The organism is Krasilnikovia cinnamomea (genome assembly GCF_004217545.1).
GTDB lineage: Bacteria > Actinomycetota > Actinomycetes > Mycobacteriales > Micromonosporaceae > Actinoplanes > Actinoplanes cinnamomeus.
The window spans coordinates 6,713,727-6,734,816 of record NZ_SHKY01000001.1 but is presented as its reverse complement, the minus strand read 5'-3'; the positions used below and the strand labels follow the sequence as shown (position 1 = coordinate 6,734,816).

The window sequence follows — 21,090 nt, the reverse complement described above, 5'->3', positions numbered from 1 at the left end:
CCCCCTGCTCCTCCCCCAGGACCCCGCGAAAGATGTCCGCACCTTGATCCTTTGACGACGGCGATCCGGTGGTGAGGGTCCTTCGACCCCATTTGCGCGGGCCGTTCGCCGCAGGCGGTCCACCGGCGCCGCGGGTGTCTTCCGGACCGGCAGCCCCACCGCTAACGTGAGCAACACTCACCAACGGCCGGGAGGTTCGTCGATGGATCCGCTCCCCCGATTTCCCGCCGGCTTCCACGTGGGCGTCGCGACGGCCGCGTACCAGATCGAGGGTGCGGTCGACGAGGACGGGCGCGGCCGGTCGATCTGGGACACCTTCAGCCACACCGGCGGACGCACCCGCGGCGGCGACACCGGGGACGTCGCCTGCGACCACTATCACCGGTGGGCCGAGGACCTCGACCTGGTGGCCCTGCTGGGGGCGGACGCGTACCGGTTCTCGATCGCGTGGCCGCGCGTCCAGCCCGGCGGTGACGGCGCACCCAACGCCAAGGGCCTCGACTTCTACGAGCGCCTCGTGGACGGTTTGCTGGAGCGTGGCATCGAGGCCCTGCCGACGCTGTACCACTGGGACCTGCCGCAGGCCCTGGAGGACCGCGGCGGGTGGCTCGCCCGCGACACCGCCGAGCGGTTCGCCGACTACGCGGCCCTGGTGGCCGGGCGGCTCGGCGACCGGGTACGCCGCTGGATCACCCTCAACGAGCCCGTGGTGCACCTGGCCCAGGGGTACGCGTTCGGCGTCCACGCCCCCGGCCGGGAGCTTCTGCTGGCGGCCCTGCCGGTGGCGCACCACCAGCTGCTGGGGCACGGGTTGGCGGTGCGCGCGCTGCGGGCGGCCGGCGCGGGCGAGGTGCTGATCACGAACAATCTCACGCCGGTCGTCCCGGCCACCGACGACGAGGCGGACCAGGCCGCGGCGGCCGTGTACGACGCGTTCCACAACCGGCTGTTCCTCGACCCGATCCTCACCGGCCGGTACCCGCCCGGCCTGGACGCCGGGGTCCGCGACGGCGACCTGGAGATCATCGGCACCCCGCTGGACGGGCTGGGGGTGAACTACTACTTCCCCACCCGGGTCGGCGCGCCCGGTGCGGACGATCCGCTGCCGTTCCGCATCCTGCCCGTCGAGGGGGCGCCCACCACGGCCTTCGGCTGGCCGGTGGTCCCCGAGGGGCTGCACGAGGTTCTCACCGGCCTGCGCGACCGGTACGGCCGTGCCCTGCCGCCGATCTGGGTCACCGAGAACGGCTGCTCCACCCTGGACGAGGTGGAGCCGGGCGGCCGGGTCCGGGACACGCCGCGCATCGAGTACCTCGACGGGCACCTGCGGGCGCTGCACCGGGCCATGTCCGACGGGGTGGACGTGCGCGGGTACTTCGTCTGGTCGCTGCTGGACAACTTCGAGTGGGCCGAAGGGTACACGCAACGGTTCGGGCTGGTCCGGGTCGACTACGACACCCAGCGGCGCACCCCCAAGGACTCGTTCACCTGGCTGCGCGCCGCGCTGGCCGACCGCCGATGATCCGGGCCACCACGTGAGCGAGCGCACCGAGACCGCGTCCCACCTGCACAGCGAACGCACCGGCCGGGTGGGTGCCCGGTGGATCGGGCTGCTGTCGCTGGCCAACCTCGGCCTGTGGCTGGGCTACTTCGGACCGTTGCAGGTGCTGCTGCCCAACCAGGTGGAGCAGTTGGCGGGCGGCGGCAAGGCCACCGCCCTCGGCGTGGTCACCGGGCTGGGCGCGCTGGTCGCCGTGGTGGTCGGTCCGCTGGCCGGTGCGCTGTCCGACGCGACCACGGCCCGTACGGGGCGCCGCCGCACCTGGATCGCCGGTGGCGCGCTGGTGGGCTGCGCCGGGCTCGCCCTGCTGGCCGTCCAGGACGACCTGGCCGGGGTGGTCGTGGCGTGGTGCCTCGCGCAGGCCGGGCTGAACGCGCTGCAGGCCGGTCTCACCGCCGTGGTGCCCGACCAGGTCCCGGTGCCGCAGCGCGGCCTGGTGTCGGGTTGGGTCGGGCTGACCCAGTCGGCGGGCGTGGTGGTCGCGGTACTGCTGGCGGCGTCCACCGGCGGAGCCACCGGGTACGTGCTGACGGGCGTGGTGGTGGTGCTGGCCGTCGCGCCGTTCGCCGTGACCATGCCGGACCGCCCCGCCGCCGGGCCGCGCCCCGCCCGGGCGGCAGACCGGCCCCGGGCGGGGCGCGGCCGCGACTTCGGGTGGGCGTGGGCCACCCGGTTCCTGGTGCAGCTCGGCAACGCCATGGCGACGCTGTACCTGCTGTACTTCCTGCGCGACGAGGTGCGTTTCGAGCAGTTGTTCCCGGGGCGCAGCGCCGACGACGGCCTGGCGCTGCTCATCGTGGTCTACACCGCGGCGACGCTGGTCACCGTGGTCACCGGCGGCTGGGTGTCCGACCGCGTCGGGCGCCGCAAACCCTCGGTCATCGTCTCGGGCTACGTCATGGCGGCGGCCACGGCACTGCTGGCGTTCTGGCCGACCTGGGCCGGGGCGCTGGTCGCCGCGGCCGTACTGGGTCTCGGCTTCGGCGTCTACCTCTCCGTCGACCAGGCACTGATCACCGAGGTGCTGCCGAGTGCCCGGGACCGGGCCCGGGACCTGGGGATCATCAACATCGCCAACTCGGCGCCGCAGGTGCTGGGCCCGGTGGTGGCGGTGCTGCTGGTGGAGCACCTGGGCGGCTACCCGGCCCTGTACCTGGCCGCCGCCGCCGTGACGGCGCTGGGCTCGGTGCTGGTCACCCGGATCCGGTCGGTCCGGTAGCGGGCTGCGGGCCGGCCCACGACCAGCGGACGATGTCCAGACCCGCGGGGACGTCGTCGGCGGATTCGCGGAAGCGGGCGATCGTGTCGGTCGTGCGGGCGAAGTAGTCGTGCAGGACCCCCCGCAACGGTTCGGCGGTGAGCCCGGCGTCCACGAGGGCCTGGTCGAAACAGGCGATCGCGCGCTGGTCCATCTCCTCGTGGACGCCGTTGCCGCTGTGCCTACGGACGACCGAGCTCTCGTCGCCGTAGCGCTCGGTGTAGGTGGTGGGCCCGCCGAGGGCCTCGGCCCAGTACGCGGCGAGGCGCTCGGTGTGCCGGGGGTGGACGCCGTGGCGGAACGCGTGACCGACGACCTCGTCGGCGACCACCCGGGCGTGCCACGCCTCGGCCAGCCGGAGCAGTCCCGCGTCACCGCCGGCGGCCTCGTACACGCTCTGCATGCGCTTGAGCATGCCAGCCACCGGCGGGACACGGGAGGGGTGGCCCGGCCACGGCGCGCCGGGCCACCCCTGGGCGGTCACTTCGCGTACGCCTGAAGCTCGTAGACCGAGAAGCCGTACGAACTCGCCCGGCGGTCGCAGTCCAGGCGCAGGTAGCGGGCGCTCACCGCGGGGAACGCCACGGTGTCGACCCCGCCGTTGCTGTCGTCGACGGCCGCGACCTGCCGCCAGGTGGTGCCGTCCGTGGACACCTGCACGCGGTACGCGCTGGCGTACGCGGTCTCCCACCGGATCGTCACCCGCCCGACCTGCGTGGTCGACCGCAGGTCGAGCCGCAGCCACTGGTTGTCCGACCAGGAACTCGCCCAGCGGGTGGCGGCGTTGCCGTCGACCGCGTGCGACGCCGGATGCCCGAACTGGGCGCTGGAGACGGTGGCCGCCGCGCCGGACGCCCGGTTGCGGATGTCGTCGCCGCGCCGCGCCGGGAACGAGATCACCTGCTGGTAGGTGGGCCGGTTCTGCCAGGAGATCCGCTCGTGCGCGATCCCGCCCAGCGGGGACTGCACGATGGTGTCGGCGCACCACTGGTCCCCCGCCGCGCAGCCGCCGCTGTCACCCGGGTACGTGGTGGTGGCGGGTTCGGCCAGGGCCGCGGTGAGGCTGCTCAGCAGCGCCGTCCGGCAGGCTCCGACCGCGCCGCCGCCGCACCAGGTGCGTGGCCAGTTCGGCACCGTTTCGCCGAGGGTGGCGCGCAGGTCCTTGTCGACCCAGCCCCACCAGCCGTACTGGAAGGCCGAGCCCTTGTGAGGTTGGTTCTCGTTGGCCGAGCCCGGCAGGTCGGAGGCGGAGCCGGACTGCGCGCCGGACGGCGATTCGTTGATCTGCAGGGCGTTGACCAGGGCCTGGAACAGGTCGTCGCCGACCCCGGCGAACTGGGCGGTGGCCAGCTTCGGCCACCACGCGTCGAAGACCCGGATCGCCTCGGCGTCGCGGTACGCCTTGCTGCCCGGCGCGGTCTCTTCCCGGTGCGACCCGGCGGCGTACCAGGTGCGCAGCTTGGCGACGGCGGCGGCCTGGGCGGGATCGGTGACCGGGGCGGTGTCGATGACGCGCAGCAGGTCGCCGAGCACCTCCTTGCCGCGCAGGTCGGTGGTGGCGGCGGATTCCACGATCCGGGTCAGCCCGGCCCGGTCGAGCTTGCGCCCGGCGTCGATGGCCGCCTTGATCGGCCGGTCGAGCAGGTCGGCCCGGTGTACGGCGCCGAAGCTGAAGTTGCCGTCGGCCGCCGAGTATCCGGCCGCCTGCTTGTTGTTCCAGCTCACGAAGTAGTCCTGGTTGACGGCCTGGGGGTGGGCCGAGGCCGGGTCGTAGGTGGCGGTGTTGGTGGCGGGGTTCCAGCCCACCCATTCGTAGGCCGCCTCACCCCAGGTGGGCAGGTTCGGGTCGGCGGCGGGGGCGCGCACGGGCTGGTAGCCCGAGGCGAAGTACGCGGTGTCCGCGGCATTGACGTAGAACCAGTTGAAGGAGAACGCGATGTTCGAGGCCGCCGCGGTGAACCCGGCCGGGCCGCCCATCTGGTCCGGTTCGTTGAACATCTGGAACCCGATCGCGGAGTCGACCTCGTGCAGGTACGTCGAGCGCAGGCTGGTGAACGCCACCGGCTGCCCGCCGACCAGCCCGCGCCAGCTGACCAGCCCGTACTTCGTGCGCAGGACGGTCAGCCGGTAGGAGCCCGCCGGGGTCGGGTCGGCCGTGGTCGGCTTCCACGAGTTGACCTGGGTGAGCGCCTGCATCGGCAGGCACTGCCCGTGGAACAGGTAGTTCGTCGATTCGGCCGTCGGGGTGCCGCCGCCCGGCTCGCATAGCCGCACGGCGAAGGTGTCGGTGATGTCCTGACCGGCCGACGTGGCGCTCCACGCGTAGTCGGGGCCGCGCCCGAGCAGCGTGTAGAGGTTCAGCCCGGCGAACGCGACGCCCCGGCTGCTGATCCCCGGCCCCTGCAGCTCCTGCACCATGAGCAGCTGCGGCGCGAAGTAGGCGGTCTGCGGCCCGAAGACGGCCACCGGGTGCCCGGTCGCCGAGTGCGCGGCCGAGACGACGGCGGCGTTGGACATGCCGCGATGGGTTCCGTTGAACGCGAGCTTGCCGAGGGAGTCGGCGATGGCGCTCTTGCCGCTGGTGCCCCGGGCGGCGGATCCGGTCTGGTCGAACACCATCGGCACGAGCTTGGCCGTGCCCGCGTCGGGCAGCGCGACACCGGCCGCGTTGGGGTCGGCGGCGCCGTACGGGAAGTTCTGCCCGTTGTGGAGGGTGAGGGTGGTTTCGGGGTCGTTCTGGGTGCGGAACTGCGTCCACACCTGGTCGCCGATCTCGGTGCCGTACTTCGCCCGGGCGGCGATCCGGACCAGCGCCGACTGCATCTCGCCGCCGCCACCGCCGCCGAACAGGCCGCCGATCACGCCGGTGATGGCGACGAGGTCGGTGACGACGAACGGCTCGGGGCCGCCCTTGTTGGTGATCGCGTCCAGGTGCCCGGTCAGCACGTACTCGCCGGGGCAGTCCCGGCGGTCCATGCAGTCGGCGATGTACTTGTTGACGCCCGCGATGTACGCCTGGACGTCGTCGTAGAGCTGGGCGCCGCGAGGGCCACTGGCCCGCAGCGCGTCGATCTGTGCCTGCCGGTCCGCCTCGGTGTACGGGGCGCTGCGCCACAGGCTCTGCTCCAGCGACCGGTTGCCCTCGGCGCCGCCGGCGAACGGGGTGAGCTGCCCCCGCCCGACGTGGCGCATCAGGTCCATCAGGAAGAGCCGGTCCTGGGCGCCCGCGTAGCCGGCGCCGAACATGGTGCCGGAGCGGGTGGTGCCGGTCACGTGCGGGATGCCGAAGGACTTGTCCCGCACGATCGTGACGTCCGAGCGGGGCGAGATGGTGCTGGCCACGTCGGTGCTGGGCACGCCGTACGAGCTGTCGTTGAAGAACGTGCTGATCTGCTGGCTGGTCAGGCCGGTGTAGCGGGAGGCCAGCGACGCGTACAGGCCCAGTTGGTCGGCGGAGTGCGGGGGTCTGATACCGAGTGTCTGGTACGCGAGGATCTGCACCAGGTCAGCGTCGCCGTTCTGGCCGGGCGGCAGGATGTCCGAGCATTCGCCGAGGCAGTAATCGGCGGGGGCGGTGGCGGCCTCGGCGGCGGCCGCCGGGGCGGGGATGGCCGGGGTGAGCCCGGCCGTGGCGAGGAGGGCGGCGGCGAGCAGGGCGGCGAGGGAGGCGGAGCGTCGGCGCATGGAAGCTTCCTTCCGACCACACGAACGCGAAAAGATTTCAAACATGTTAAGTCGTCAATGTGCGCGAGCGCCAGAGCGCTCTGTGACATCGCACTGACGCCACGTGAGCTCGGTCATGGCGTCTTGTGCGAGCCGGGCCGCCGCCGATCACACCGATGCTCTGCAAGGCAATGGCGCCCGGAAGGACCTCGAAATGCGGATCGCGAACCTGCGTGTGGGTGTGCGTATGGGAGCGGCGTTCGCGATGGTCGCCGCCCTGATCATCGTCGCCTCGGTGGCCGGCGGCTGGGGCCTGCAGAAGACCAGCGACGCCCAGCAACGCTTCGGCGAGCTGGTCGAGATCCGCGAGGACGTCGCCGCCGCCCGCCTGCAGCTCGCCGACGTCAGCGGCTGGCAGGGCCTGGTCATCGTCGACGTGGCCACCGACGGCTACGCGGCCGCGACCGGCGCCGACGGATACAACCGCAAGGGCCTGCTGGAGGCGAAGGCGGGCGTCTACGACCTGCTGAAGCAGGGCGCCGCCAAGGCCGGAACGGCCCACGAACGCGACCTGTGGACCAAGCTCAGGTCCGGCTGGGACGCCTACTTCGCCGAGGACGACGCGCTGCTGCGGGCCATCCAGCAGGACTCCCGGGCGGGCATCACCGCGGCCAAGGCCAGCTTCAACGAGGGCACCACCCACGACGTCTACTCGCAGATCTCCGGCACCATCGACGCGATGGACTCCGACCTCAGCTCCCGGATGGCCAAGGAGCGGGCGTACATGGCGAAGCTGCGCACCACCAGCATCACGGTGCTGGCCACCACGCTGGTCGTCGCGCTGCTGGCCGCGGTCGCGCTGAGCGTGACCACCACCCGGTCGGTCGTGCGGCCGCTGCGCGTCGTCGTCCGGGCGCTGCGCGGCCTCGCCGCCGGTGACCTGACCGTCCGCGCCGACGTGGCCGGCAACGACGAGCTGGCCGAACTGGGTCACGCCCTGAACGACACGACCTCCGCACTGCGGCAGACCGTCGGCGCGCTGACCGGGCACGCCGAGCACATGTCCGACGCCTCCACCGACCTCACGGCGACCGCGACGCAGATCGCGGCGATCGCGGCGCAGACCAGCAGCCAGGCCGAGGAGGTCGCGCGCAGCGCGCAGCAGGTGTCGGCCAACGTGCACACCGTCACGGTCGGCAGCGCCCAGGTGGACTCCTCCATCGAGGAGATCTCCACCAACGCGTCCGAGGCCGCCGCCGTGGTCGTCGAGGCGGTCGCCGCCGCCGAGGCCACCACCGCCACCGTCACCCGGCTCGGCGCGTCCTCCACCGAGATCGGCACGGTCGTCAACGCGATCACCACCATCGCCGAGCAGACCAACCTGCTGGCGCTCAACGCCACGATCGAGGCGGCGCGCGCCGGTGAGGCCGGAAAGGGCTTCGCGGTCGTCGCGGGCGAGGTCAAGGATCTCGCGCAGGAGACCGCCCGGGCCACCCAGGACATCACCGAACGGGTCCAGATCATCCAGAGCGACACGGCCGGGGCCGTCGCCGCCATCGACGAGATCGCGACGATCATCCGCCGGATCAGCGGATACCAGGATCTCATCACGGCCGCCGTGCAGCAGCAGGCCGAGACCACGGCCGAGATGGGCCGCAACGTCGCCGACGCGTCGGCGGCCAGCGAGGAGATCAGCGCGACCATCGCGGACGTCGCGGCCGCCGCGAACTCCACCGCCGAGGGCGTCAACCGCTCCCAGGGCGCCGCCACCGACCTGGCCACGATGGCCGAGGAGCTGCGCACCCTGGTCTCGGCGTTCAAGCTCTGATCAGTACGGGTGAACCAGCGCGAGAGTGAAGACCGAGCCGACGTCCAGCGTGGACGCGACGGTGACGTCACCACCCATCGCCTGGGCCAGCCGCCGGGCCAGGAACAGCCCGATGCCGGTGCCGCTCGTACTCATGGTCATCGGGTCCTCGACCCGGTAGAACTTCTCGAACACCAGCTCCAGCGCGTCGGCGGGGATGCCGCGCCCGTGGTCGCGCACGTCGACGTACACGCCCTCGGCGCTGGAGCGCACGGTGACCTCGACCGTGGCGTCCGGCGCGGAGTACTTCAGCCCGTTGCCGATCAGGTTCGCCAGCACCTGCACGGTACGGCCGCCGTCGCAGTACGCGGGCACCGGCGTGTCCGGCACGCTCACGACGACGCGCGGCGAGCCGAGATCCTGCACGACCCGGGCGACCAGCGCCCGCAGGTCGTGGCTGGCGGCGGAGACGTCGAGCGCGATCTCGTCCCCGCCGTCGCCGAAGCGTGACGCCAGCAGCAGGTCCTCCACCAGCCGGGACAGGTGCGCGGCGCGGTCGCCGATGAGCTCCAGCGCCTCGGAGCGCTTCTGCGGGGTCATCCGGTCGCCGCGCTTACGCAGCAGATCGACGTAGCCCACGATCGGCGTCAGCGGCGTCCGCAGCTCGTGCGACACCATGGCGATGAAGTCGGACTTCAACCGCTCCGTGCGGTACTCCCGGGTGAGGTCGCTGATGACGATGACGTCGCGGGTCAGACCCTGCGCGGCGAAGGTGGCCGAGTGCGCCATCCGGATCCGGCGCTGCTCGCCGTCGGGCCGCCGGATCGTCAGCTCCGCCGCCGCCCGCGGCGCGCCCGGCGAGACCGGCAGGAGCGCGCCCGGCTCCTGGGCCGGCACGTCGAACAGCCGCGCCATCGGCCGCCCGAGCGCCTCGGCCGCCGGCACCCGGGTCAGCGCCTCCAGCGCGGGGTTCCACATCTGCACGACCGCGTCGCCGTCGACCACCATGATGCCCTCGGCGGACTGCTCCACCACCGCCTGCAGCTTGCTGGTCTCCTCCACCAGGCGGCCGAGGTGCTGCGCGCCGCGCAGCGACACCGCCAGCGCGTTGGCCAGCGACGCCAGCAGGGTGACATCCCCGGTGGACATGCGGCTGCGCGCGCGGGGCGCGAAGGCCGCCGTGCCGAAGCGGCGGCCGCCCGCCGCCACGGGCACCACGACCACCTGCCGCAGGCCCGCCGCGACGTGCTCGCTCAACTGCGTCGGGCCCTCGGCGTCGCGGGCGGCGGCCAGCCAGGACGGCGCGGCGCCGCGCCGCACCACGGCGGATTCCGTGGCGGTGACCGACAGCGCCTGGTCCTGTCCAGCCGGCAGGATCAGCGCCACTTCGGCGTCGAACGCCTCCCGGACCAGCAGCAGGAACCGGCGTTCCACGTCCTCGCGTTCGGCCAGCGCGTGCGACAGGCGCAGCAGGCAGGCCGAGCGGGCCCGCTCGTCGGCCTCGCGCGCCGCGGCCCGGTACGCGTACGTCACGGCCAGCGCCGGCATCGCCATGAACGGCAGCAGCAGCGGCGCGTGCAGTGCGACCACGGTGGTGGTGAGCCCCGTGGCGACGGTGCCCAGCGCCATGTACGCCGACAACCGCGCCTCGGCCCGTACCACGGCCCACGGCGACCGGCCGTTGATCAGCCCGAGCACCTGCGCCAGGCAGCACAGGTTCACCGCGGTGAAGGCGAACGTCCCGGCGACGACCGCCACCAGGACGCGGGGCGTCACGGTGCCGGGTGAGCCACCGGCCAGGTGCACGATGAGGATGAGCACCGACACCGCCGCGGTGTAGGTGCCGAGGTTGAAGGCGGCCTTGACCGGTGGCCGCCGCTGCACCACGCTGGCCGCGACCAGCCCGGCCGCCGCGGCCATCAGCGCCTCGCGCGGCGGCAGCAGCAGCACGTCGATGACGAGCGCGGCCTCGTAGAGGCTCAGCTCCTCCACGGCCTCGCCGTGACGCAGCCGCACGACCGTGACCTCGGCCAGGCAGGTGAGCAGTGCCAGGCCGGGCAGCAGCAGCGCCATCGGCACGGTGATGCCGTGCAGCACCTCCCGGTTTCCGGCCACGGCGACGACGAGGGCCGCGAGGAGCGCGCCGAGCAGGCCGACGGCGGCCACCCGCCGCAGGATCGGGTCCCGGACACGGGCGCGGAGCGTGGCCGCGGGTGCGCTCACGAGCTGGGGAGCCAGGCCCAGGACCGCGCCGACCAGTCGTCGTCCGCCCAGGCCCGGGCCCGCGCCGACCACTCGGCATCCGCCCACGCCCGAGCGCGGGCCGCCCAATCAGCGTCAGCCCAGGCGCGGGCGCGCGCGGACCACTCGACATCCGCCCAGGCCCGGGCCCGCGCCGACCACTCCGCATCCGCCCAGGCGCGAGCGCGCGCCGACCACTCGACATCCGCCCAGGCGCGAGCCCGCGCCGACCAGTCCTCGTCGGCCCAGGCGCGAGCGCGCGCCGACCACTCCGCATCGGCCCAGGCGCGGGCCCGCGCCGACCAGGCGTCGTCCGCCCAGGCCCGGGTGGCCCAGACGCGGGCGGCCCAGGCCCGGCCCGCCCAGTCGTCGTCAGCGCCGGTCCAGCCGTTGGCGGCCCACGACCGGGCGGCCCAGGCACGGGCCGCGGGGTCGAGCGCGGCCCACGACCGGGCGGCCCAGTCCCGCGACGGCGGCGTCAGCGCGTTCCACTCCCGCGTCGCCGCCGCCCGGTCCCCGGCGGCGATGGCCCCCGCCAGGGCCGACCACCGCTTCGCGTCGCGGCGCAACGTGTCGGTGTCCTCGTCGAAGCGCCTCTGCGCCTTGCCGGTCGGCCAGCCGGGAGCCGCCGCCAGCACCCGCCCGGCATCCAGCCCGCCCGCTCCGGCGCCCGCCGCGGCGGTCAGCGCGGGATTCGCGTACGTGGTGGTGACCAGCAGGTTCTTCACCGCGTCCGGGTTCAGCCGGGGCTGCACCGCGAGGGTCGCCGCGATCACCCCGGAGGTCACGGCCGTGGCCATCGAGGTGCCCGAGCCACGGAAGTAGGCGTCACCGATCCGGGCCTGCGGGTTGCCCGCGTCGATCGCGCTGCCCGGCGAACGCAGGCTCACGATCCGGCTGCCCGGGGCCACCAGCTCCGGCTTGGCATCGCCCTGCCACGTCGGTCCCCGCCCGGACCAGGACGCCACCACGTCGTCGGTGCGGGCGGTCGTGCCCGCCGCGTCCAGACCGCCGGCGGTCAGCAGCAGCGGGTCGTTGCCGGGCGAGGTCACCGTGCCGGCCTCCGGCCCGTCGTTGCCCGCGGGCACGACCACGGTGACGCCGTCGCGCCACAACGACTCCAGCGCCCGGTTCAACGGGTCGAGCTGGTACGGCAGCGGGCTGCGCGACGACAGGGACAGATTGAGCACCTGCACGTCCTTGCGGTGGTCGCTGACCCACTGCAGGCCACGCAGGACGGTGACCAGGTCGGTACGCCCCTGCGCGTCGGCGACCTTCACGTCGACCAGCTCGGCGGCGGGCGCCACCCCGCGATAGGCGCCGCCCGACGCGGCGCCGGACGCGGCGATCACGCCCGCCATGAACGTGCCGTGACCGTACCCGTCCCCGCCGCCGGTGCCGGTGAGGTCGACCCGCCGGGTCACGCGGCCAGCGAGGTCGGGGACGTTCGCGATGCCGGTGTCGACGACCGCGACGGTCACGCCGCGCCCCTCGTCGCCCTTCGCGGGCAGGCCGAGCATCTGCCGCACGGTGGTGGCGGTGCCCGCGCCGTCCGACGCCGCGGCGGCGACGGTGATCGCGCGTTGCGGCGCGACGGTCCACTCGGGACCGAGCGCGCTGCCCAGCGGGAGCCGGGCCGCGACCCCGCGGACCACCGGGAGGACCGCCAGGACGCGCCCACCGACGGCCTCGACCGCGTGGGCGGCCTGCTCGGCGCCCACCCCGGTCACCACGACCTCACTCCACGGCCGGCCGGCGGCCTGAGCGGGGGCGGAGATCGGCACACCGGCCAGCGCCACGGCGACGGCCGCGGCGACGGCGAATCCGCGCCGGTTCGCGCCGGTGTATGTCGCGGGACCCACTGGGTTGATCGATGTCATGGGATGCGCACCTCACTTGTCAGCGGTTCCCGTACACATCGGTCCGTCGGCGGCCAGAGCCGGACGCCGATGCGTTCAAGACCATCGGCGCGGCCGGGGGGAACTTGAGCAGAACTTGATCTCATGGTTGGCCCGGATAGCCCTGGCCGCGCGCGTAGTCGACGGCCGCCTGGACCTCCGCCAGTCCGGTGTCGTGCCCGAGCACCCCGTCGATGAGGTACAGCACCTCGTCCGCGGTGAACGGCTTGGACAGGAAGTAGTCCGCCCCGCAGGCCCGGCCCCGGGCCCCGGAGTCGGGCAGCGCGGTGAGCAGCAGCACCGGCACCCGCGTCACCTCCTGGGCGCGGATGGCCTGCAGGACCCCGTAGCCGTCCAGGCGCGGCATCATGACGTCCAGCACCACGAAGTCCGGCCGCAGGGCCAGGAACGCCTGGACGCCGTGTTCGCCGTCGATGGCGACGTGCACCTCGTGGCCGTCCAGTTCGAGGACGTCCATGAGCAGCCGGCAGATCGCCGGATCGTCGTCGACCACCAGAACCTTCGCCATCGTGCTTCTCCTGATCTTTCGGGGTCGTTGATTACCGGGCCCTCAGCGGGCGAACGCGTGGATGATCTGCAGTACGCCGGGTCCGAGGATCACCACGAACAGCGCCGGGAACAGACAGAACAGCACCGGGAACAAGATCTTGATGGGCACCTTCTGGGCCAGCTCCTCGGCGCGCTGGCGCCGTTTGACCCGCATCTCCCGGGCGTGCTCGCGCAGCACCCCGGCGATGGGGATGCCGAGCTCACCGGCCTGGACGACCGCGGTGACGAAGGTACGCAGCTCCGGCACGGTGGTCCGCTCGGCCAGCGCCCGCAACGCCGCGGCCCGGCTCACGCCGAGCTGCATCTCCTGCAGCACCCGCAGCAGCTCGCGCGCCAGCGGCGTACGGACGTGCTGGGCGACCTGGGCCATCGCCGCGTCGAACGCCAGACCCGCCTCCACGCTGATGACCAGGGTGTCCAGCACGTCCGGCATGGACAGCAGCAGTTCCTTCTGCCGTTTCAGCGCCATGTTGTAGACCAGCAGGTCGGGCCCGAAGAAGCCACCGGCCGCACCCAGGGCCCCGCCGAGCAGCGCACCGCCGCCCGCGCCGAGCAGGCCACCGAACCCCGCCCCGACCAGCGCCCCGACCGCCAGGGTGACCCCCTTGAGCGGCACCAGCCGGGCCAGCGACATCGACGGCGGATTCCCGGCGTAGTCGAGGTGGCGCTGCAGGCGGGCGATGGCGCCGGTCGGCGTCAGCACCGTGCCGAGCCGGCCCAGCCGGCGGGCCAGCGGCGCGCCGAGCCGCTCGGCGAACGGCCGGTCCCGGGGGGCGACGAAGGAGGCGGCGGCGGGCCGGGGCAGCGTGTCCAGCAGCCGGGCGACCCCGGCGCCGTCGCGGGCGTCGGCGAAGGCCAGCGCCAGCACGACGACCGCGCCGGTCAACGCGATCAGCCCGACACCCAGCACGATGGACGGTGGCATGCTCACACCTCCACCTTGACGAGCTTCTTCAGCCAGAGGGCGCCGATGACGACACCGACGACGGAGCCGGTGAGCATCATCAGCCCCAGCGGCTCGGTGTAGAGCGGGCGCAGGTAGTCGCGCCGGAACACGAACATCCAGCCGCCCAGCACGATCGGCATGCCGAGCAGGATCATCGCGGACAGGCGCCCCTCGGCCGAGAGCGCACGCACGTGCCGGTGCAGCCGCCCCCGCTCCCGCATGGTGCCCACGGCGGTCTCCAGGGTCTCGGAGAGGTTGCCGCCCACTTCCCGCTGGATCCGGATCGCCATGACCAGCCAGGCCATGTCCTGGCTGCCGTTGCGCTCACCGACGCGGTCGAGCGCCTCCTCCAGGTCCCCGCCCAGCCGCGTCTCGGCCAGCGCGCGACCCAGCTCACCCGCGATCGGCTCGCCGCCGTCGCGGACCAGCGCGTCCAGCCCCTGCGGCAGCGAGAACCCCGACCGCAGCGACCCGACCAGCAGTTGCAGCGCGTCCGGCAGCTGGTTGCCGAACGCACGGGCCCGGCGGGCGGCGCGCAGGCGCAGGTACAGCGCGGCACCATGCCACCCGGCCAGCGCGCCCGCCGGGATGGCGCACCACCACGGCAGCAGCACCAGCATGGCCAGCGCGCCACCGGCCGCGCAGCCCAACCGGATGAGCTGCCACTCGGCGGCCCGCAGCGGGCTGCCCGCCCGGTCGAGGGCCAGCTCCAGCCGCTGGCGGCGGTCGGGGCGGCGTACGGCGCGTTCGGACACGGCCAGCGCGGCCCGGACGAGGCCGTTGCCGTCCGCGTCGGCCGGGCCCGCCGCGCCGCGCCGGGCGGGGGCGAACCGTTCCAGGTCCCGGATCCGCCGCTGGACGGGACCACCGGCCAGCAGCGGACCGAACCCCAGCAGCGCCGCCCCGAAGATCGCCACGGCCACCACGACGATGGTCACGAGCGGCCCGCGACCCGGGGCCCCGCCGAACCGGAACGTCTGCGGCGCGGCGGCCGCGGCCGGGTCGGCGCGGAAGGCCACCGGCACGTCGGCGCCGACGGTCTGCGCGCCGACCCGGACCTGCACCCGCAGCACCGTGGTACGGCCGGACAGTGCGGGCGGGACGGTGGCGCGCACCAGCACGGGCGCCGACAGGCTCTCGGCCATGCCGCGGAAGGCCGCGCGCAGTGCCGGGGCGTCGGCGGCGCTGAGCACCCGCCCGCTGCCGGCTGCCGCGAAGTCGCCGAGGCGCTTGGGGTCGGCGCCACGGCCGAAGGCCACCGCGTCCAACGTCGCGTCCGCCCGGGACACTCTGGTCAGCAGGCGGTCCGCGGTCAACCGCGAGGAGGTGTCGGCGCCGTCGGACAGCACCACGATGCGCCGTTCGGCGTACGCGGCGGCGGCCGCGTGGCGCCGCTCGTCGAGCAGGTCCTCGGCGGTGGCGATGCCGTCGTACAGGGCGGTGTGCCCGGCGGCGGTGAGGCGCGAGACCGCCGCGGCGAACGCGGCCCGGTCGCCGGTCGGCGCCAGCGCGACCGTGGCCCGCTCGGCGACGGCGACCACCGCGAGCTGGACCTCGGGCGGCGCCGCGGTGGCGTAGTCGAGGGCGGCGGCGCGGGCGGCCGTCAGGCGGGCACCCTTCATGGACCCGCTCGTGTCGAGGACCAGCACCACCGCCCGGGGCGGGGCGCCGGCCGACGTGGCGGCGACCCGGTGGGTGCGGGCGGGCAGGACGACGCCGTCCGCGGTCACGCTCATGGCGGCGCCGGCCAGCGCGGCGGCCGGCAGGTGGCGGCCGGTCACGAAGAACTCGATCGCGCCGGGTGAGGGCTGGACCCCGGTGACCACCAGGCCCGCCGAAGCGGCGGCGACCGGGCCCGCGGGCAGCAGGCTCAGCGCCACCAGGAACGCGGCGGCGAGCAGGCGGCGGGTCATCGCCCACCGGCCTGGAAGACGTCGACGCCGACGGTGACCCCGTGCGCGGCCAGGTGCTCCAGGAACCGCGGCCGCAGGCCGGTGGGCTGCAGCGCACCCTGGAAACGCCCGGCCGCGTCCGTGCCGGCCCGGAAGTCGAACAGGAACAGGTCCTGCAGGGTGACGACGTCGGACTCCATGCCGACGACCTCGGTGACGTGGGTGATCCGGCGGCTGCCGTCCTTCAGGCGGCTGACCTGGATGATCAGATGCACCGCGGAGGCGACCTGCTCCCGGATGGCGCGTACCGGCAGATCCATGCCGGCCATCAGCACCATGGTCTCCAGGCGGGCCAGCGCGTCGCGGGGGGTGTTGGCGTGCAGGGTGGTCAGCGACCCGTCGTGGCCGGTGTTCATGGCCTGCAGCATGTCCAGGGCGGCGCCGTCGCGGACCTCACCGACGACGATGCGGTCCGGGCGCATCCGCAGGGCGTTGCGGACCAGGTCGCGGGTGGTCACCGAGCCGCGACCCTCCACGTTGGGCGGCCGGGACTCCAGGCGCACCACGTGGTCCTGGTGCAGTTGCAGCTCCGCGGCGTCCTCGACGGTGACGATGCGCTCCTCGGCGGGCACGAAGCCGGACAGCACGTTGAGCGTGGTGGTCTTGCCCGAGCCGGTGCCGCCGCTGACGACGATGTTGAGGTGCCCGCGTACGCAGGCCCGCAGCAGTTCGGCGGTCTGCCGGGTCAGCGTGCCGAAGTTGACGAGGTCGTCGACGGTGAACGGATCACGGGAGAACTTGCGGATGGTCAGCGACGAGCCGTCCAGCGCGATGGGCGGCACGATGGCGTTGACCCGGCTGCCGTCGGGCAGGCGGGCGTCGACCATCGGGCTGGCCTCGTCGACGCGGCGCCCCACCCGGGACACGATCCGGTCGATGACCCGGCGCAGGTGGCCCTCGTCGGCGAACTCGGCGGCCACGGCCTCCAGGCGGCCGCTGCGTTCGACGTAGATGCTGTGCGGGCCGTTGACCATGACCTCGCTGACCGACGGGTCGCGCAGCAGCGGCTCGATCGGCCCGTGCCCGAGGATCTCGTCGGTCACCTCCTGCGTGATGCGGGCGCGGTCGGCGCTGGTCAGCGGCGTCTCCTCGACGGCCAGCAGCTCGGCGACCGCGCGGCGTACCTGGAGTTCCAGCTCCTCGGCGGCGCCCATCTCGTCGTACAGCTTGGGGCCGAGCAGTTCGGCCAGCCGGCGCTGGATGCGCAGCCGTACCTCGGTGAGCGGGTCCGGGCCGGGGCGGGCCGCCCCGCGCAGCCGGTCGCCGCCCGCGTCGGCGGGCCGCGCCGCGCCGGGCTCGGCGCGGACCGGTTCGGCCGGGCGGTGCCGCTGGGACAGGTGTTCGGCGAGTCCCATGTCAGTGCCTCCGGCCGAACAGCCCGGCCCGGTGGCGACGGGTGCGTCCCGAGTCCGGCGCGCCGCACTTGCCGGCGAGTTCCCGCAACGCCTTGGCGACCGGGTGGCCCGGGTGCTCGATCACCAGGGGGACGCCGCGGTTCACCGACAGCGGCACGTCGCGCGAGGACGGCATCAGCACGGCGGTGGGCTGGCCGATCGCCTTCTCGACGTCCGCGACGGTCAGGCCCACCTCCGAGTTCGCGCGGTTGAGCAGGACGAGCCGGCGCTCGGCCGGGTACTGCAGCATCTCGAAGGTGGTCAGGGTGAGCCGGACGCTCTTGAGCGCGGGCAGGTCCGGCGTCACCACGAGCACGAACCAGTCGGTGCGGTCGAGGGCCGCGAGGACCTGGTCGCTGACGTACGGCGGGGTGTCCACGACGACGTAGTCGTACATCGGCGCCAGCAGGCCGAGCAGCTCGCCGACCAGCTCCCGGCTGACCTGGTCGCCCTCGGCCGGTCCGGACGGGGCCAGCAGCACGTCGATGCCGTCGCGGTACGGCGTGATGAGCGAGCGCACGCCGTCCTCGTCGAGCCGCCCGGCCATGCCGACGGCGTCGGCGAGGCTGCGCTCGGGTGGCAGCTGGAGCATGATGCCGACGTCGCCGAACTGCAGGTCGAGGTCGACCAGGCAGACCCGGCGGCGGCCGTTGTCGGCCAGGGTGACCGCCAGGTTCACCGCGACGGTGCTCTTGCCGACCCCGCCCTTGCCCGCGAACACGGTGATCACCTGGGTCGCGTGTTCGCCCGCCGCCGGCGGCACCGAGGTGAGCTGCCGGGACAGTTCGACGGACCGGGCGCAGGCGCCGTCCACGGCGCCCCGGTCCCCCGCGGCCACCACCTCGCGCACCCCGGCACGCATCGCCTCGGCCAGCACGTCCACCTCGACGTGCTCGCGCAGCAGCACGACGCCGAGGGCGGGGCGTTCGACGCGCTGCCGGGCGGCGAACCCGACGGCCTCGTCGAGGGGCACCCCGGCGCCGATGACCACCAGCTGGGCGTCGGGCCACTCGGCCAGCACCCCGGGCAGTTGCGCGGTGTCCGGTACGGCGCAGGCGGGCTGCGCCGAGCCGGGGAACGGGGTGAAGGGGTCACAGTAGATGGTCATCGTCATCACCAGCGCCGTCACGGGAAGAGGGTGTTGTTGTCGATGCCGGCGTCCGGTTCGACGGTGGCGGTGTCGTCCAGCAGGGCCAGCGACAGCGTCCCGGTCAGCGAGACGTGCACGAGCTTCGCGGCCTCCTGCTGGCTCACCGCGACCGTGACCAGCATGGTGACGCCCGCCTTGGCGGCGGAACCGGAGCCGGACTCACCGGAGCCGTCGGCCGCGGCGGCGGTGTCGCCCGCGGTGGCCGCGCCCGACACGCCGCGCTCGCCCACCCCGATCACCTCGACGCGGGGCAACAGCACCCGGGTGGCCTGGTTGTAGTCGTGGCCGCTGCTCAGGCCGTCACCGGCGGGCACCCGGCCGCGCCCCTCGCGCATGGTGAACGTGCTGAACACGGCGACCCGGGAGCCGGGCCGCACGTAGCCGGCGACCCGTCCCGCGGCGGTCATCTGGACGCTCACGGCCAGCTTGCCGTCGGGCACCGGCAGGCCGCCGGTCACCTCGCTGGACTCGGCGAACATGCCGCGCAGCACGAGCTGGCTGGGCGGCAGGTCGGCGGTGAGCACGAGCGTGTCGAGCTGGGCGTCGAGCTGGCCGAGCGCGGTCGAGGGAACCGTCTCGGCGGGCATCGCGACCCGTTCGGTGTACCCGCCGCCGCGGATGGCGGCCGCGCTGGTGCCGGCCGGGATGCGCTGGGTGCTGATGAGCACCCAGACGGCCTGCCGGCCGGCGAGGGCGCGCTGGTCGGCGCCGCGCACGTACGCGACGACCGCGATGCAGCCGATGCCCGCCAGCACGGCCGCCACGAGGACCGCGAGGAGCCGCCGTCTCATTGTTCGCTTTACTCCTGCCCGGCTCAGCCGACGAGGTTGACGACGGCGGCACCGAGGTCCGGGCCGCCGATCTGCGATCCGGTCGCCTGGACCAGTCCGCGCACGAAGTAGCCGTACAGGCAGCGCTCCTGGCCGCTGCAATGGTGCACATTGGTCAGCCAGGACGGCGCCGAGAAGCCGGAGAGCAGGTACCCGGTCAGCACGAACGGGGCGAAGCCCACGAGGTGGTACTCCGTGTTCGCGCCCTGACCGCGGACGTAGTCGTAGACCGGGATCAGCACCATGTTGCGTGCCTGCCGGGCCGCCTGCAGGGCGTCCTTGCACGGGTGCGACGCCGAGTTGCCGGTGTCGCCCTCGAAGGTGCCGTCCGCCTGCACGATCGCCGTGCAGGACGCGGTCGGGTCGTCGAGCCAGCCGAATCCGCCGGGTTGGTCCCAGCCGGCCGGACCGGCCGGGCAGACGGGATTGCCCTGGCTGTCGTGCAGCTTGACGACGCGCTCGGCGCTGGCCGGTGGGATGCCGGTGGCCGACCAGAGCGTGGCCCCGCCGCCGGTGAGGTTGTCCCACTCGCAGAGGGAGAAGGTGACCGCGAAGCCCTGCGCCACCCGGGGCGGGCCCCACGCGACCCGGGCGCAGCCGCCGACGGTGGTTCCGGGCTCACCGCCGGCCAGCGCGCGGGCGAACACCGACGGCAGCACGGTCGAGCCGTCCGCCAGCTTCGTCTCGACGCGCACCTCGGCGTAGCGGGCGTCCTGCGGCGCCGTGCCGAGGCAGCCGGTGCGGTTGGTGGGGTTGGCGGGGCACGGCGCCAGGCCGGTGCCGGTGCCGCAGATCGCGGTCACCTTGGTGGCGCCGTCCGCGGCGTTGGTGTTCGCGTACCGGCCCGCTGTGCCGGTCTGGCCGGCGCACTGCGCCGGGGTGACGGCGCAGACCTCGGCGACGGCCCAGGCGGCGGCGTCGGCGCCGCTCTGCAGCTGCTCGCGTTCGGCGTAGAGGCGGCCCACGTCGATGACCACCGCGCCCACGCCGAGCAGGACGCCGACACCGAGCACCACGGCGACGGTGGCGGCGATCGCCCCGCCGTCGTCGCGGCGGGGACGGTGAAACAGCGTCAGCCGACGCATGGCATGACTCCTCGTGCGGTGATGGTGAAGGATCCGTCCGAACGCCCCCCGAACAGCGTCATCAGCGACCCCACGGGGGTGACCGGACGGAAGGCGGTGGACACCTGGACGACGGCGTCCCGGGTCAGGTCGGTGCCGCAGAGGGTGACCTGTACCGAGCTCACGTTGACCTGGCCCGCCGCGGACGTGACCCGCGCGCGGCCGTCGAGCCCCATGGCGGTGGCCCGGGCGCCCTCGCGGGCCGCCTCGGTGAGCGTGATCTGCGCGTTGAGTGCCCGGCCGAAGTCGATGATTCCGAACAGGAGCAGCAGCAGCAGTGGTAGCACGATGGCCATCTCCACCGCCGCCGCTCCCCGGTCCGGGGCCGGCCCCCCGCGCCGGCCCGCGGGCGCGGCCGACCGCGTGGGCCGGCCACGCCCGCGACGGCTCACGGTCCGGCCGGGGCCTTGACCGAGTCGGCGACCCCGCCGAACATGGCGCTGAGGTTGTCGCCCAGCAGGATCACGGCGCCGATGATGACGACCGCGATGAGGGCGACCATGAGGCCGTACTCGACGGCGGTGGCGCCCTCGTCGTCGTGACGCCGCACGGACGCGAGCACTGCCTGGATGTACTGGATAAGCATGTGAACTCCTTGGAGACTCCGCAACTCCACCCTTGCAACCGGGTGACTGCGCTTAGTGATCGTCCCGCGACGGAGTGTCATGAGCTTTTTCTCAGGATTTGATCAAGACA

16 protein-coding genes are annotated in these 21,090 nt (G+C 73.9%); 3 read left to right on the top strand and 13 right to left on the bottom strand.

Annotated elements, in window-relative coordinates; all coding sequences use genetic code 11:
• Positions 1–202: 202 nt before the first annotated feature.
• A complete protein-coding gene (locus EV385_RS30190; protein ID WP_130512537.1) occupies positions 203–1,522 on the top strand; it encodes a GH1 family beta-glucosidase in 1,320 nt (439 codons plus the stop codon).
• Positions 1,523–1,535: 13 nt separating this feature from the next.
• On the top strand, positions 1,536–2,780 hold the full coding sequence (locus EV385_RS30185) for an MFS transporter (RefSeq protein WP_242625157.1): 1,245 nt from the start codon (positions 1,536–1,538) through the stop codon (positions 2,778–2,780).
• Here the strand turns inward: EV385_RS30185 and EV385_RS30180 are convergent.
• Entirely contained in the window at positions 2,755–3,234 is a 480-nt protein-coding gene (locus EV385_RS30180; RefSeq protein WP_207230010.1) for a group II truncated hemoglobin, read from the bottom strand. The genes EV385_RS30185 and EV385_RS30180 overlap by 26 nt on opposite strands.
• Before the next feature lie 65 nt (positions 3,235–3,299).
• A complete protein-coding gene (locus EV385_RS30175) occupies positions 3,300–6,503 on the bottom strand; it encodes a penicillin acylase family protein (protein WP_130512536.1) in 3,204 nt (1,067 codons plus the stop codon).
• Positions 6,504–6,696: 193 nt separating this feature from the next.
• On the opposite strand from EV385_RS30175, the gene EV385_RS30170 reads away from it, so the two are divergent.
• Positions 6,697–8,310 (top strand): methyl-accepting chemotaxis protein, encoded by a 1,614-nt coding sequence (locus EV385_RS30170; RefSeq protein WP_130512535.1) that lies wholly within the window; start codon positions 6,697–6,699, stop codon positions 8,308–8,310.
• Here EV385_RS30170 and EV385_RS30165 read toward each other — a convergent pair whose 3' ends face one another.
• The 11 genes from EV385_RS30165 to EV385_RS30115 all read right to left on the bottom strand — a co-directional run bounded on the left by EV385_RS30165 (position 8,311) and on the right by EV385_RS30115 (position 20,980).
• Positions 8,311–10,584, bottom strand: a complete 2,274-nt coding sequence (locus EV385_RS30165) for a sensor histidine kinase (protein ID WP_130512534.1) — start codon at positions 10,582–10,584, stop codon at positions 8,311–8,313. It abuts the gene before it with no gap.
• Positions 10,509–12,410 carry a S8 family peptidase gene (locus EV385_RS30160; protein ID WP_130512533.1) on the bottom strand — a complete coding sequence of 634 codons (1,902 nt, stop codon included), beginning with the start codon at positions 12,408–12,410 and terminating at the stop codon, positions 10,509–10,511. The genes EV385_RS30165 and EV385_RS30160 overlap by 76 nt, the downstream gene beginning before the upstream one ends.
• A 121-nt stretch (positions 12,411–12,531) precedes the next feature.
• On the bottom strand, positions 12,532–12,957 hold the full coding sequence (locus EV385_RS30155) for a response regulator transcription factor (RefSeq protein ID WP_130512532.1): 426 nt from the start codon (positions 12,955–12,957) through the stop codon (positions 12,532–12,534).
• Between the two features lie 42 nt (positions 12,958–12,999).
• Positions 13,000–13,923, bottom strand: a complete 924-nt coding sequence (locus tag EV385_RS30150; protein WP_242625375.1) for a type II secretion system F family protein — start codon at positions 13,921–13,923, stop codon at positions 13,000–13,002.
• A gap of 2 nt (positions 13,924–13,925) precedes the next feature.
• The gene (locus EV385_RS30145) at positions 13,926–15,857 is read right to left on the bottom strand and encodes a VWA domain-containing protein (protein ID WP_130512530.1); all 1,932 of its coding nucleotides are present in this window, start codon (positions 15,855–15,857) and stop codon (positions 13,926–13,928) included.
• A complete protein-coding gene (locus EV385_RS30140; RefSeq protein WP_130512529.1) occupies positions 15,854–17,251 on the bottom strand; it encodes a TadA family conjugal transfer-associated ATPase in 1,398 nt (465 codons plus the stop codon). Before EV385_RS30140 ends, EV385_RS30145 begins: the two co-directional genes overlap by 4 nt.
• Position 17,252: 1 nt before the next feature.
• The gene (locus EV385_RS30135) at positions 17,253–18,419 is read right to left on the bottom strand and encodes a CpaE/TadZ family protein (protein WP_130512528.1); all 1,167 of its coding nucleotides are present in this window, start codon (positions 18,417–18,419) and stop codon (positions 17,253–17,255) included.
• A complete protein-coding gene (locus EV385_RS30130; RefSeq protein WP_130512527.1) occupies positions 18,416–19,231 on the bottom strand; it encodes an RcpC/CpaB family pilus assembly protein in 816 nt (271 codons plus the stop codon). The genes EV385_RS30135 and EV385_RS30130 overlap by 4 nt, the downstream gene beginning before the upstream one ends.
• Before the next feature lie 23 nt (positions 19,232–19,254).
• Positions 19,255–20,355 carry a pilus assembly protein TadG-related protein gene (locus EV385_RS30125; protein WP_130512526.1) on the bottom strand — a complete coding sequence of 367 codons (1,101 nt, stop codon included), beginning with the start codon at positions 20,353–20,355 and terminating at the stop codon, positions 19,255–19,257.
• Entirely contained in the window at positions 20,343–20,696 is a 354-nt protein-coding gene (locus EV385_RS30120) for a TadE family protein (RefSeq protein ID WP_207230009.1), read from the bottom strand. The genes EV385_RS30125 and EV385_RS30120 overlap by 13 nt, the downstream gene beginning before the upstream one ends.
• A gap of 86 nt (positions 20,697–20,782) precedes the next feature.
• Positions 20,783–20,980, bottom strand: a complete 198-nt coding sequence (locus EV385_RS30115) for a Flp family type IVb pilin (protein ID WP_130512525.1) — start codon at positions 20,978–20,980, stop codon at positions 20,783–20,785.
• Positions 20,981–21,090 lie beyond the last annotated feature (110 nt).